A 13,544-nucleotide genomic window follows, 5' to 3' on the forward strand; every position below is an offset into this window, starting at 1 on the left:
GGGTTCCCATGAATAATAGATGATTCCGCTATTGCGAAAAAGTGACACACTAACCGCAGGCAGGGGAAGACAATATATCCGAGAAATGGGCAAGACGCATAATGGCGTAGTCTGAATAACCACATATCTATTCTCTGTAAAAAAATCAGTTTGTTCGGATACTAAAAACAAATAAAAATCTCGTAAAAAAGACTTTTATTATGCTTTTTTTTACTTGGAACTCAGGACTAAAGTCCTGAGTTCCAAAGGTTTAACCTTTAATAAACTTATTATTAACTGGAACTAAATTGACTACAATACCCGAAGAATTATTGATAAAAATATCCCAAATGTTTACAGCGACCTTATTTACAATAGGTGAGAATCCTGTATCGCTGCAGTCACTTGTGGAACTGATTGTATTGTTCATAGCTATCCTCGTCATATCGCGTTCTTTTACTGGCTTTCTTAAGGAACGCTTGCTAGTTCGACTGGGAATTGACGAGGGAAACCGGGAAGCTATCGCAGTAATTATTGGGTATTTAATAGTAGCTTTCGGAGCGATCGTCGCCATCCAAAGTATAGGCTTCAACCTCGCTTCTTTTGCAGTAGTTGCGGGGGGATTGGGAGTTGGAATTGGTTTTGGAATCCAGGATTTAACAACTAATTTCGTCAGCGGCTTAACGCTGCTTTTAGACAGACCTGTGAAAGTCGGAGACTTTGTGGAATTAGAAGGATTAATGGGAATAGTCAAAAAAATCTCGATTCGATCGACCATCATCCAAACCAATGACGACTCCAGCGTCATAGTTCCCAACAGCAAAATGATTAGCAACAAAATCATTAACTGGAGTTACGAAAACTCGCTACTCTGTCTGCGAGTTCCCGTAGAAGTAGCCGAGAATAGTAACCCGCTGTTAGTGACAGAAACTCTGTTAAATATTGCTTACGCGGAAGCAGGAGTTTTGTACAAACCGAATCCGAAAGTATTGTTTGTCGAGTTTGGCGATGATAGTTTTAAATTTGAACTTTTAGTTTGGACGGACAGGCCGACAGACAGAGAAGTAATTAAAAGTTCTTTGAATTTTGCGATTGAGTACAATTTTCGCCAGCATAAAATAGAATTTCCGTTCAACGACAGAGAAATTTATTTGCAAAATCCCGAAGTTATTTTGTCAATGTTCAACAACAAAAAAAGTGGAATTGACATCACGAACACTTCCTCAGAAAACAAGCAAAAAATGCCGATTATTGCAGAGGAAATGAAAAAGCAATCGTCCCTTAGCTGTTTGCTGCGAGAGGTGGAATACTTTGAAAATCTGACGGATCTCGAATTGCGGCAATTGATTGAAGTTGGATACCGCCAACGGCTGCGATCGCAAGAATTTTTATTTCGCGAAAACGACCCTGGAGATGCTTTTTACATGATTCTTTCAGGTTCAGTCGAAGTTTTTGTGGAAGCTATTGACAAACATCTGAATAACCTCGGTACGGGTCAGTTTTTGGGGGAACTTTCTTTGATGTTGGGAATCCCTAGAACTGCTTCGGTGAGAGCTTTGGAAGAAACAATTTTGTTTGCTATCAATAAAGAAGGATTCCAAAAAATTTTAACAGAACAGCCGGATTTATCTGAACAAATTATTCAAGAGATAGTGAAACACAAAGAAGAACTAAGCGAGAGGCAACAGCAACTTCGAGAAATGGAATTGGTAGATGCAGCGGAAGACGATGAAAATCCTATAGAGTGGGTAAGGAAACGGCTCAAAGATCTATTTAGTGTGGAAAGTGAAAATTAACCTAAACATTCCTGGACGCATCAATTAATTCTGTAGAACCCGTTTGACATCTTTTACGGTCTTGTGGTAGCGTGACCGCAAAAGCACTATCGAACAGCCATGCCTTATTCTAGCAGCTTAACGGATTCAGAATGGGAAATAATTGAACCCATACTACAGAATATACTACCTACAAAAAAGCGAACTAGACCATCCAACTGGACAAAAAGAGAAATCTTAGATGGCATCTTCTATCAACTCAAGAATGGCTGCAATTGGCAAGACTTACTTGCGTGACTTGCCACCTTACAAGGGCGATATATTGGCATTACAAGCAGTGGCGAACACAGGGAGTAATAGAAGAGCTGATGAGAGTATTACATTGCCAAGTACGCGAACAGGTCAAAAAAAAGGCAAATGGACTACGTTGATGCTCGTAGACTCACTCTTCAGTTAAAAACACTTGTAATGCTAGTATTGAATCAAAAGGATTTTGTTTCTACAAATCTACAAATGGTATTAAAAGACACTTAGCCGTTGATACGCTTGGGTTTCCCTTCTTTACTCATTGCACGAAAGCCAACGTATCAGACGATGCTGGTTTGATTGAAATGTTGAGTTTAAACATGGATTATTTCAAGTCTAAACCTCTGGATATTCCCCAAATTACGATACTACTAGATAACGGCTACCAGGAGTGAACATCTCACAAAAGAGTTAGAGAAAATTTATCCACAGATTATGACAAAAATCAAGTTTGAGCTTTCAGCAAAACCATCGAAAGCACAAAAAGAAGCGCAAGGCAAATCAGGATTTGTTCCAGTTAAAGTAAGGTGGGTAATTGAACGCTCAAATTCTTGGATGGAAAGATGTAAAATTTTAGTCAAGAACTTTGAGAGGACTTTGGATAATGCGACTGCCAAGCTCAACCTTTGTTTTATTAGGCTGATGATTAAAAGACTTGCACCCTCTTCTTAGATGTCAAATGGGTTCTGTAGGGTCGTAATGCGCACCTTACCATAAGCTGTCCCGCACCTTGCGTTGTATTTTTCGGGCGGCCTACGAGATCTCACCTCACAAGAATTTAATCAAACTTGACTGTAAAATTTAGATGCGCCTAGGCTTACTCACCTAAATCAAAAGCGTGTAGGTATGCTAGGATTCACTCATAAAACTCATCCTAATTTCTATGACGCGATTTATTCACGATCGCTTTGCCAAAGAATTTCTGGAAGAATTGCTTTCGCCGATCGGAACGGTTAATATCGGTCGCGATGTGACTTCCGAAGTCCGAGAAATCGATGTTTACTTCACTCCCAGCACCGCAATTCCAGAATACTCAGAAACCCTGGGATTGTTGGGAAAAATGGCAAACACAACAGCAATTTTTGAACCGTTTCGCAATCCGGCAAACGTTAGCGAAATTTGTAGCTGTCTGGGCAAGTTATTGGACGTGCGAGGTGAATTGGAGCGAAAATTTAGGAGAGAAAATACTCGCTATGATGATGCTCAGTTACCCAAACTGTGGATTTTGATGCCCACAGCATCGAAAGCATTGGTAGATAGCTTTAATGCGATACCAGACACAGAGAATTGGATGCAGGGAATCTATTTTTTGGGGGAATCTTTGCGGACTGCAATTGTGGCGATTCACCAGTTGCCAGAAACTCCAGAAACCCTGTGGTTGAGGATTTTGGGCAAAGGGGGAGTGCAGCAAAGGGCTATTTCCCAATTGAGCGCTTTAGCAACAGACGATCCGTTACGGACGATCGCGCTAGAATTGCTGTATCGGTTACAGTCAAATTTAGTAACCGATGCGCCACAAGAATTAGAGCCAGAAGAGCGGGAGTTAATTATGGCCATTGCACCACTTTTTCAACAACAAATACAAGCAGCACAGCAACAAGCTAGAGAAGAAGGACTAGAACAGGGACTAGAACAAGGACTAGAACGAGGGCTAGAACGGGGACTAGAACAAGGGCTAGAACAAGGACTAGAACAAGGACTAGAACGAGGCAGACAAGAACAACAGCGCTTAATCTTAGAAAACTTTCTGCAAGTTAGATTTGGAGAATTAAGCCCAAAAATGACAGTTTTTCTATCTCCAATATCCAAGTTGGCGGCGGCGGAATTTACAGTGCTGTTGCTGGCAATATCGATGCTGACCGTTGATGAATCTGGGCGGGAATCAGCAGTGAAATTGTTGGCTGAAAGTGTTTTGCAAATGCGATCGCCTGAATTGGGCGATATTCTGCCTACAGTCGTTACTAATTTATTGGCATTGCCTGTGGCAGAATTGACCTTGTTTGTAGAACAACTGCCGCAGTTATCGGCTGAGGAATTGAGGGAACGGTTAGGAAAAACACCTGACTAAAACCTGCGATCGCAGCCATAAAGGGATCTCGCTCTTTATGGCTGCGATAATTCTCACATAAAATTCCTAGATTCTGTCGATCGCACTTAGGAATTGGACTGCGGGGATAAAATTAAGTGCAGCAGACCCTCGATCAGTCGATCGCGCTCCATTGGCAGAATCTCTTTGCCGTGCATCATATCCTGCGTTAACTGGAAATATACCAAAGATCCAATAAAAATCCGCGCTGTTGCCTCCGGATCGGGCAATTTTAACTCTGGATGCGATGCCAAATATTCCGCTAGCCGATCGATACCCGGTTTAGCTAAGTTTCTCACAAATGTCTGCGCTAACTGGGGAAAACGCCCCGACTCCGCAATCACTAACCTCACAAAATTGAGAAATTCAGGTTCCTGGGTAACCTGTTCTAATATAGTTGTGGCAACGAATCGCAGCGCTACGGCCGGTTCTTCATCCAGAACTGTAAAATTGACTTTTTTTTGGGCCAGCCGCTGTACCAAGGCCGCAAACAATCCTTCTTTATCTGCAAAATAGCTGTAAACCGTGGCTTTGGAAACTCCCCCCGTCTTCGCTACCTTGTCCATACTCGTCCCCGCGTAGCCGTGGGCTAAAAATTCTTGCATCGCACCTTGCAGGATTTGCTCGCTCTTGTCACCTCCTGCTGCGTCTGGTTCGATCGGTTTTGTCCTTGCCATACCTTGCTTCTGTAATTTTTATTTGGGCTCTTGACATCATTATACTGAACGGTTTAGTATTAAAACGTATCAGAACTAAACCGTTTAGTTTTATTTTCTCAAAAAGAGGTATGTCATGGTACACCAACCAACAGCAGACGGCTTATCCTCAACTCCATCCCTAGTTAAACAACTCCTAGTTGTAGCAGCAGTAGCAACCCTGGGGGCAGGGGGAACCACAGGCTACACGATCTGGCGATCGCGCATACCCGATCCCAACGCAGTAGCCGCAGCAGCAGCCGTCACAGCATCCCAATTAACCACAGTTACAGCCTTGGGGCGACTCGAACCCAGAGGAGAAGTAATTAAAGTCTCCGCCTCCGGTGCCGCGGAAGGAAACCGGATCGATCGACTCTTAGTCAAAGAGGGAGACAGGGTGAAAACAGGTCAGGCGATCGCAATTTTGGACAGCCGCGATCGCCTGCAAGCCGCCCTCGACCAAGCTCAAGAACAAGTGCGCGTCGCCGAGGCAAATCTAGCAAAAGTGAAAGCCGGAGCTAAAAACGGCGAAATTCAAGCCCAAAAAGCAACTATTAGCCGTTTATCCGCCGATCGCAGTAACGAGATCGCAGCGCAACAGGCGATCGTCAGCCGCCTAGAAGTCGATCGCAGCACCGAAATCGCAGCGCAACAAGCCACAATTGCTCGCTTGAGGGCCGAACAGCAAGGGGAAATTCAAACTCAAAAAGCCGCAATTGCCCGCCTACAAGCCGAACTCCGCAACGCCAGAAGCGAGGATCGGCGCTACTCCCAACTCTATGAACAGGGAGCAATTTCCGCCTCAACTAGCGACAGCAAAAAACTAGCCGCCGAAACAACTCAACAGCAACTCAACGAAGGAAAGGCAAAACTGAATCAAATTCAGGAATCCCGCCAACAGCAGATTAACGAAGCCCAAGCCAAACTAAATCAAATTCAGCAATCCCGCCAACAGCAAATTAACGAAGCCCAAGCCAAACTCAGCCAAATTCAGGAATCTCGACAACAGCAGATTAATGAAGCTAAAGCAAATCTCGATCGCATCGCCGAAGTGCGTCCCGTTGACGTAGCAGCAGCCGCCGCCGAAGTCAGTTCCGCCGCTTCAGCCGCCAAACAAGCCAAAGCCAATCTGGATCTAGCTTACATCCGTGCTCCAATAGACGCCCAAGTCCTGAAAATTCACACGCATCCGGGGGAAAGGGTAGGAAACGACGGCATTGTCGAACTCGGACAAACTCGCGAGATGCTGGCTGTTGCGGAAATCTACGAAAGCGATGTAGACAAAGTACGCCTCGGACAAAGCGCCAAAATTACTAGCGATGCTTTGACCGGCGAATTGCGAGGAACTGTCGAACATATTGGTTTGCAAGTGCAGCGGCAAAACATTGTTAACACCGATCCTTCTGCGAATATTGATGGTCGAATTGTGGAAGTAAAAGTGCGCTTAGATGAAGCTTCCAGCCAGAAAGTAGCTGGATTAACCAATTTGCAAGTCAAAGTGGCGATCGGGGAAATTAAAAATTAAGAAGTCTTAAACCGCAGAGTCGCTTTCTTAAATCCAAAATCCAAAATCTAAAATCTAAAATCCTATGATTGGACTAATAAAACCCTTAGAACAGTTAAGACGCAGAACTCCCCTCGGATGGCTGCAACTGAGTCACGACAAAGGGCGAATGCTGGTTGCAGTAGCAGGAATTGCCTTTGCTGACGTTTTGATGTTCATGCAGTTGGGCTTCCAAAATGCGCTTTACACCAGCAATACGCGCCTGCACCAAACCTTGCAAACAGACTTAGTTTTAATTCATCCCCAAGCGCGAAATTTGATTAATTTGTCTTCCTTCCCCAGGCGCAGATTGTATCAAGCAATGAACGTACCGGGTGTGAAATCAGCCGAGCCGCTTTACGTGAAAATTGCTAACTGGAAAAATCCCGAAACTCGGCGCGAAACGTCGCTGATGGTGGTGGGTTTCAATCCCGATCGCCCTGCATTTGCGCTTCCCGAAGTCAACCAAAATTTGAGCGCGATTAAATTGCCGGATACTGTGCTGTTCGATCGAGCTTCTAGGGGAGAGTACCAAGGGACGATCGCGCAAGTCGCTCAAGGCAAAGCCGTTAAAGCTGAGGTAGAGCGACGCACGATTAACGTCAGCGGTTTATTCACAGTTGGAGCATCTTTTGCCGCCGACGGTATTTTGATGACTAGCGATCAAAATTACCTGCGCCTGTTTCCCAGACAAAACGCCGCGAGTGTTAATGCCGGATTAATTCAACTGCAACCGGGTGCTGACCCCGTGGAAGTCCAACAAGTTTTGAAAGCATATTTACCGCCGGATGTCAAGGTACTAACCAAACAAGAATTTATCGATTTTGAGAAAAACTATTGGGCTAAGAATACTGCGATCGGCTTTGTGTTTAATTTAGGCGTAGCCATGGGTTTTGTAGTAGGAGTAATTATCGTTTATCAAGTTCTCTCAACCGATGTCAGTGACCACATGGGAGAATATGCTACTTTCAAAGCGATGGGCTACCGCAATGTTTATTTACTCGGCATCGTTTTTGAAGAAGCTCTAATTCTTTCCGTCCTCGGTTTTTTGCCCGGAGTAGGAGTCTCTGTCGGACTCTACTCTTTAACTCGCCAAGCCACAAATTTACCCCTTTATATGACGCTGCTTAGAGCATTTATAGTATTACTTTTGAACGTAATTATGTGCACTATTTCAGGAGGAATTGCCACTCGCAAACTGCAAGCAGCAGACCCGGCAGATATGTTTTAATCGGATTCATAGATAACTCTGCGATTGAAATCGGGGCAACGATTGCCCTCTACACAAACTTTCGTCTGAGCCGAGGGGGACTAAGGCGATCGCCCTTTTTTTCCTTCTCTAAAGCCTAAAATTTGTTGATATGTGAAGATTCGCAGTCACTCTAATCATAACACTTAACTCCTCCCCTGTCAAGAGGTTTTTGATAATTGTTCCCTGATTATTTTGAGTGATTGCTAACTGGCCAAAGCTCAAACCTCCGGTTAGTGCGATCGCCTCCCTGTGATGGCCTAGCCTATAGTTTCTTCCCCAGCAATCTTACAAGAAATAGCCACTATTAAAAGCAGTTGGATTCACATTATAAACCAATCCCAAGTAGTCATTCTCAGATTTGATCGCCGTTGCAGTTAGAGGCATCACCCCATCTAAGATGACATTAACCGACTCAAAGGTAAGTTGACTGAAAGTGGCACCAATCAACTTGATTTTATCGTCGGAAGTGAAGTCAGTAATCACATCAGCTTGAGATGGGTTAGTAGCGGTATATTGTAACACAAAGGTATCATTCCCCAAGCCACCGGTGAGTACATCGAAACCTTTATCTGCCCATAACTCATCATTCCCATTCCCACCAATCAAGACATCATTTCCCTTCCCCCCGTGTAAGAGATCATTATCATTGCCACCAGTGAGAGTATCATTGTCATTATTTCCACTCAAGAAGTCATCACCATTACCACCCGACAATTGATCGGATTCTTTACCCCCAAACAAGTTATCGTTCCCATTACCACCATCAATGGTATCAGCGCCTCTGTTACCATGAATCGTGTCATTACCGTCACTTCCCGTCAAGTTATCATTCCCTGATAACGCGAATATCGGTTTGCCAAAGGCTGATTGTGGGATACTGGTATCATCTTCATCAGTCAGTAGATAGTTGCCATCTACTTCTTGATTTTGTGGCAAATTAGTTGGTTCACCGCGATCGATATTACTGACTGATGGCGTGTTAATGGCGATCGTTATGGGTGTCGGTGTCGGCGTTTCCGTTGGTGTTGGTGTCGGTGTTTCTGTTGGTGTTGGTGTTTCCGTTGGTGTTGTCGGTGTTTCTGTGGGAGTTGGTGTCACCGTTGGTGTCGGTGTTACCGGTGGAATTGGAATTGGCGTTGGTTTGGGAACCGGCACCGCAATATTAACGTTAAAAGTCCCTAAACTACCAGCAACATTGAAATTGCCAAGACTATCTTTAACTTGACTTTCTTGCAACTTAACAGTATAAGTTGCATTGTCAGTATTATCCCAACTTTCCCCAGGCGGAATAAACGAATAATTTGCTGTCCGAGGCGTACCATTACTATTAGTATCGACACTGACAAATTTTGCAGGAATGTCACCGCCAGACCAATTTATCAAAATATCAGAACTGTCCAAACTTGAAACATCGACAGCATTATTATCGCTGAAAGTAACTGTCAAACTTTGACTGGTTCCTCCGGCTGTCGTAATATCAGCAACAGGACTTATGGTGACGATGGGAGCAACCCCATCGACTAATACACCTGTGGTGCTACCGACGCTATTTAAAGTTAGGATCGCGTTGGCATTGGTGGCATTTTGAATGGTAGCATCCGTGGGTAAAGTTAAGGCCGTACCAACTGTGATGCCCTCGGTATCTAGGTTGCCAGAAGTAACAGTATAGCGGAAGGTATGGGTGGTGGCAGAGGCTCCTGTACCGTTGAGGGTAGCGTTGACAGTGCCGCCAGTATCTAGGGTAATGGGTAAGTTGGCACCGCCAGTGATGGTTACCGGTTCGTTGAAGGTAACGGTAAAGTCCAGGTTTTTTCCAACTCCATAGGTGCTATTGGTGGGTGCGCTGACACTGGTGATGGCGGGGGCGGATGTGGGGTTAACTGTGATATTGGCGGTTTCGTTGGCGGTGCTGAAAACGCTTGATGTACCGTTGGCAGTTAAGTCTGCTGTTACGTCTGCTGTGCCGCCGTTAGTGCCGGTGATTTGGTCCCAAGCTTTAAAGGTGATGGCATTATTAACTGTGCCATTGTAACTGGCATTGGGGACAAACCGGATTTTGGTGTTGGCATCACTGGCCAGAAGTAAGGCGTTTGTGGCACTAACTCTGGAGATCACAGTGCGGTCGGTGGCATTTTGCCAGGGGGCATTTTGCCAGGGGGCATCTATCCAGGTAGTGCCGTCGGTGGTGTATTGCCAAGTGCCGTTAGTTGTGTCTAAGTTGGTGATCGCGATGCCTTGTTTGGCATCGGTGTCACTGTCGGTGATTTTTGTTCCCCCCAGATTCGCGATAATTGTGCTAATTGGTGTGCCGGTACTGGTGCTGTCTCCTTGGTTGATGGCGGTGAGGGCGGGGGTGCCGCTGTTATCTAATACGGGGGAGTGGTTGACGAGGACGTTGACGGTGACGGTGATGGGAGTGCTGACACCGCTACTGTCTTTGGCGGTGTAGGTGAAGGTGTCTACGCCCTTGAAATTGGCGTTAGGGGTGTAAAGGATGTTTCTTTTCGGGTCGATCGCGATCGAACTGACCATACCCGGAGCATCCAGATCTAGGTTAAAGGTAGTATCAGCAGCCCCAGTCGTCGGGTTTAACTTCGCAATATGGTTGCGAGTTTGACCGCCGATGGTGTTGAAGTAGCCACCGACTATGAGGTTGCCGCTGCTATCAATAGCGATCGCATTGATTCGAGCAGAATTCATAAACCCGCCGGAAGTGTTCGGATTTGGGTTAAAGGTAGTATCAGCAACCGCAGTCGTCGGGTCTAACTTCACAATGCTCTTTTGCCCGGCCTCCGAGAACCAGCTACCGACATAAGGGTTGCCACTGCTATCGATGGCGATCGCATAGACATAACCATGCACATTACTGAAATAACCATCCGCATTTGCGTTAAAGGTAGTATCAGCAGCCCCAGTCGTCGGGTCTAACTTCGCAACTACATTGCGAGTTTGGCCGCCGATGGTGTTGAAGTCGCCACTGACTATGAGGTTGCCACTGCTATCGATGGCGATCGCATGGACATAACCACTCGCATTTGGGTTAAAGGTAGTATCAGCAGCCCCAGTCGTCGGGTTTAACTTCGCAATGTAATTGCGAGTTTGGTCGCCGATGGTGTTGAAGTCGCCACCGACTATGAGGTTGCCACTGCTATCGATGGCGATCGCAGAGACATGATTCCCATACCTATCATAAGGTGTCCCCGGAGCTGGCATATTTTGGTTCGCATTCGGGTTAAAGGTAGTATCAGCAGCCCCAGTCGTCGGGTTTAACTTCGCAACTACATTGCGAGTTTGGCCGCCGATGCTGGTGAAGTTGCCACCAACTATGAGGTTGCCACTGCTATCAATGGCGATCGCAGAGACACGATAACCATTCGGATTTGGGTTAAAGGTAGTATCAGCAACCCCAGTAGTCGGGTTTAACTTCGCAATGTATCCGCTACTACCGACATAGAGGTTGCCACTGCTATCGAGAGCGATCACAACCTCACTATACGTATACGCATTTGGGTTAAAGGTAGTATCAACAGCCCCGTCAGAGTTTAACTTGATAAGGCCGGTGGGAGGCAGGTCGCGGATACGGTAGCCGCCAGCGACATAGATCGAATCACCAATAGTCGCGGTGCCGTGGGCAGGGCCGGTGACGATACTATCAACACTGAGTCTGCCGGTTCCCGTGTCGTTCGCTAAAACATCGATCGCGGTGGAAGTAGGGGTAGCACTAAAATTGATGCTTTTGCTATCTGCGGTGCCAGTGAGTCCGGCTAAAGTGTAGTTATAATTGGCAAAATTCAGGGGTTGGGTTTCAATTTCCCCAACTTTCACTTCTAGCTCCACGTCGCCGCCAAAGGCCGCAGAACCAGTTATATTATTAGAAGCTGCTACATCTGCGCCTGTTATTTCGCTGAGATGCTTGACAAAATTGAGGCCAGTTTCTCCTGCGGCGACATTGCATCCATAAAATAGGATATCGCCGTTTTCAGTTAGGGCATTTCCCCACTGTTTTATCTGACTGCTGAAATTTTCTAGGTTGTTCCCATTGAGTATGTCAGCACTGAGTTTTAAACTACCTTCGCTACCGTGGGAAAGGATGTGCACGGCTGCAAGATCTTTTTGATCTGTCAAGGCTTGAGTAATTTGTGCGATCGCGCTCGAATTTTCATTTAAAAGGACAATTTGAGCGGAATTGACATTTTGAATCAGGCTTTGATAATCTTGTACAGAGGAGTCAACGAAAATGATTTCCTTGTTCATGCTAATCACCTTATTGGTTTTTGTTAATTCTAGGACTTAAGCATTCAGCGCAATTACCAACAATAGATGAGGCTTTTGGTGATCCCAAAAGCCGAGAACAACGAAATCTCGGATTAGTGCGTAAGTTCTAACTCATTCACGGCAAAACTTTTTGCTTACCGGATGATAATTTTATCCAATCTTTCACAACTTTTGCCGACTCAGTAAATAATTATCCTATACTGTTATTCAAGCATTTACTACAAAATCAATAGTGATTTGTTTACTTAAATTAATGAAATTTAAATGATCTTAAAAGATTTTGTAAATATTAATCCATTGGTGTTCAACAATGACGATCGCACCGGAGGGAAAGGGAGCGGTTGGTGGCTGGGTGCGGTGATTAATTCTCGGATTTTCTCAATGCGAGCAAAACATAGGTGCTCAGCCAGAAACCAACAGAATGTAGGCTGTTTGGCGAATCTTCGATCGCACAATGGGGCTTTACTGTACGAACCCCTCTATTTAAGCTCAAAATATCAACTTTGGCTAGACAATGTGCTAGCTGCGGGTGGGGAACATCCAGGTTACGATCGCCTATATATTCCAAGAATCGGCTATACTACAGGAGATATCGACATTCACGATATCGCAGTAGATAAAAATAACCAAATCATTACTCTATGACGTGCAAATAATTCCCGCAGCGCAAAAACCAATGGCTTTAGGTTTTCCAACGGAAGAAATTGCTCAGTTAGTTACGTTGGAATTTTTACCGCAGATGGCATAGTTGGGAATTTTTACCGCAGATGGTAGCGGATATACGCAGATTAACGCAGATAAATGTTGATTGAGGACTTTAGTCCTCACTACCAACCTCACTTTTAACTTATGAAATCCACTAAGATCAGCACGACAACTAACAAATTACCGATTTCTGAGCCGGTAATTTCTCTGCACCAACTCGACCACTACTTCGGTCAAGGCCAACTGCGAAAACAGGTACTTTTTGGCATTAATCTCGAAATTAATGCAGGTGAAATCGTGCTGATGACGGGACCTTCCGGTTCGGGAAAAACCACGCTTTTAACTTTGATTGGCGGACTGAGATCCGGTCAATCGGGAAGTCTCAAAATTCTCGGTCAAGAAATGTGCAAAGCAAGTGCAGACCAATTGGTAAAGGCGCGGCGCAAAATTGGCTATATTTTTCAGGCGCACAACTTGCACCGCAGTTTGACGGCGCTGCAAAACGTGCAGATGGGTTTGGAAGTTCACGGCAATTTGTCGCGTTCTCAAATGCGCGATCGCTCTGCAAAAATGCTAGAGTTAGTAGGACTGGAACAGCGGCTTAACTATTATCCAGATGACTTGTCGGGAGGACAGAAACAAAGAGTTGCGATCGCCCGCGCTTTGGTCAGTCAACCGCAAATTGTTTTAGCTGACGAACCGACAGCCGCGCTGGACAGCAAATCCGGTCGCGAAGTGGTGAATTTGATGCAGCAACTAGCCAAAGAACAGGGTTGTACTATTTTGTTAGTAACCCACGATCACCGAATTTTGGATATTGCCGATCGCATCGTTCACATGGAAGATGGAAAATTAGCATAAATAGTTATTAGTTAGTTGTTATTTGTTGGTTGTTATTTGTTGGTTCTAATAACAAATAACCCATAAC

At 45.1% G+C, this 13,544-nt stretch carries 11 protein-coding genes; 9 read left to right on the forward strand and 2 right to left on the reverse strand.

Annotation, left to right across the window (positions count from 1 at the left end; all coding sequences use genetic code 11):
• Window positions 1-386: 386 nt before the first annotated feature.
• The 5 genes from QUA78_RS18870 to QUA78_RS18885 all read left to right on the forward strand — a co-directional run bounded on the left by QUA78_RS18870 (window position 387) and on the right by QUA78_RS18885 (window position 4,128).
• On the forward strand, window positions 387-1,775 hold the full coding sequence (locus QUA78_RS18870; RefSeq protein ID WP_333398965.1) for a mechanosensitive ion channel domain-containing protein: 1,389 nt from the start codon (window positions 387-389) through the stop codon (window positions 1,773-1,775).
• A gap of 99 nt (window positions 1,776-1,874) precedes the next feature.
• On the forward strand, window positions 1,875-2,051 hold the full coding sequence (locus tag QUA78_RS32930) for a transposase (protein ID WP_445302341.1): 177 nt from the start codon (window positions 1,875-1,877) through the stop codon (window positions 2,049-2,051).
• 221 nt (window positions 2,052-2,272) lie between these two features.
• Window positions 2,273-2,455, forward strand: coding sequence for a hypothetical protein (locus QUA78_RS18875; RefSeq protein WP_333301339.1), 183 nt, complete (start codon window positions 2,273-2,275; stop codon window positions 2,453-2,455).
• A 40-nt stretch (window positions 2,456-2,495) separates the two neighbouring features.
• Complete coding sequence (locus tag QUA78_RS18880; protein ID WP_333204125.1) at window positions 2,496-2,732, forward strand: hypothetical protein; 237 nt, start codon at window positions 2,496-2,498, stop codon at window positions 2,730-2,732.
• 211 nt (window positions 2,733-2,943) lie between these two features.
• A complete protein-coding gene (locus tag QUA78_RS18885; RefSeq protein WP_333301308.1) occupies window positions 2,944-4,128 on the forward strand; it encodes a flagellar assembly protein H in 1,185 nt (394 codons plus the stop codon).
• Between the two features lie 86 nt (window positions 4,129-4,214).
• Here QUA78_RS18885 and QUA78_RS18890 read toward each other — a convergent pair whose 3' ends face one another.
• The gene (locus QUA78_RS18890) at window positions 4,215-4,823 is read right to left on the reverse strand and encodes a TetR/AcrR family transcriptional regulator (protein WP_333301310.1); all 609 of its coding nucleotides are present in this window, start codon (window positions 4,821-4,823) and stop codon (window positions 4,215-4,217) included.
• 115 nt (window positions 4,824-4,938) lie between these two features.
• On the opposite strand from QUA78_RS18890, the gene QUA78_RS18895 reads away from it, so the two are divergent.
• Together QUA78_RS18895 and devC are read left to right on the forward strand one after the other, a co-directional pair.
• Window positions 4,939-6,366 carry an HlyD family efflux transporter periplasmic adaptor subunit gene (locus tag QUA78_RS18895; RefSeq protein WP_333301311.1) on the forward strand — a complete coding sequence of 476 codons (1,428 nt, stop codon included), beginning with the start codon at window positions 4,939-4,941 and terminating at the stop codon, window positions 6,364-6,366.
• Between the two features lie 64 nt (window positions 6,367-6,430).
• On the forward strand, window positions 6,431-7,615 hold the full coding sequence (gene devC, locus QUA78_RS18900; protein WP_333301313.1) for an ABC transporter permease DevC: 1,185 nt from the start codon (window positions 6,431-6,433) through the stop codon (window positions 7,613-7,615).
• A 306-nt stretch (window positions 7,616-7,921) separates the two neighbouring features.
• On the opposite strand, the gene QUA78_RS18905 is transcribed toward devC, so the two are convergent.
• The gene (locus QUA78_RS18905; RefSeq protein WP_333301315.1) at window positions 7,922-11,890 is read right to left on the reverse strand and encodes a DUF4347 domain-containing protein; all 3,969 of its coding nucleotides are present in this window, start codon (window positions 11,888-11,890) and stop codon (window positions 7,922-7,924) included.
• 285 nt (window positions 11,891-12,175) lie between these two features.
• Here QUA78_RS18905 and QUA78_RS18910 point away from each other — a divergent pair, with 285 nt between their 5' ends.
• Both QUA78_RS18910 and QUA78_RS18915 read left to right on the forward strand, forming a co-directional pair.
• Window positions 12,176-12,556, forward strand: a complete 381-nt coding sequence (locus QUA78_RS18910) for a DUF4915 domain-containing protein (RefSeq protein ID WP_333301317.1) — start codon at window positions 12,176-12,178, stop codon at window positions 12,554-12,556.
• A 204-nt stretch (window positions 12,557-12,760) separates the two neighbouring features.
• Window positions 12,761-13,477 carry a DevA family ABC transporter ATP-binding protein gene (locus QUA78_RS18915; RefSeq protein ID WP_333301319.1) on the forward strand — a complete coding sequence of 239 codons (717 nt, stop codon included), beginning with the start codon at window positions 12,761-12,763 and terminating at the stop codon, window positions 13,475-13,477.
• Window positions 13,478-13,544: the final 67 nt, after the last annotated feature.

Origin of the sequence: Microcoleus sp. K4-B3 (genome assembly GCF_036704615.1) — a bacterium.
Classification (GTDB): Bacteria; Cyanobacteriota; Cyanobacteriia; order Cyanobacteriales; family Microcoleaceae; genus Microcoleus.

What these genes read in the sequence shown, in the direction of transcription:
- QUA78_RS18910 (WP_333301317.1), top strand. Translation starts at nt 12,176, where the DNA reads ATGATCTTAAAAGATTTTGTAAATATTAATCCATTGGTGTTCAACAAT.
- QUA78_RS18880 (WP_333204125.1), top strand. Translation starts at nt 2,496, where the DNA reads ATGACAAAAATCAAGTTTGAGCTTTCAGCAAAACCATCGAAAGCACAA.
- QUA78_RS32930 (WP_445302341.1), top strand. Translation starts at nt 1,875, where the DNA reads ATGCCTTATTCTAGCAGCTTAACGGATTCAGAATGGGAAATAATTGAA.
- QUA78_RS18890 (WP_333301310.1), bottom strand. Translation starts at nt 4,823, where the DNA reads ATGGCAAGGACAAAACCGATCGAACCAGACGCAGCAGGAGGTGACAAG.
- QUA78_RS18915 (WP_333301319.1), top strand. Translation starts at nt 12,761, where the DNA reads ATGAAATCCACTAAGATCAGCACGACAACTAACAAATTACCGATTTCT.
- QUA78_RS18905 (WP_333301315.1), bottom strand. Translation starts at nt 11,890, where the DNA reads ATGAACAAGGAAATCATTTTCGTTGACTCCTCTGTACAAGATTATCAA.
- QUA78_RS18895 (WP_333301311.1), top strand. Translation starts at nt 4,939, where the DNA reads ATGGTACACCAACCAACAGCAGACGGCTTATCCTCAACTCCATCCCTA.
- QUA78_RS18885 (WP_333301308.1), top strand. Translation starts at nt 2,944, where the DNA reads ATGACGCGATTTATTCACGATCGCTTTGCCAAAGAATTTCTGGAAGAA.
- devC (WP_333301313.1), top strand. Translation starts at nt 6,431, where the DNA reads ATGATTGGACTAATAAAACCCTTAGAACAGTTAAGACGCAGAACTCCC.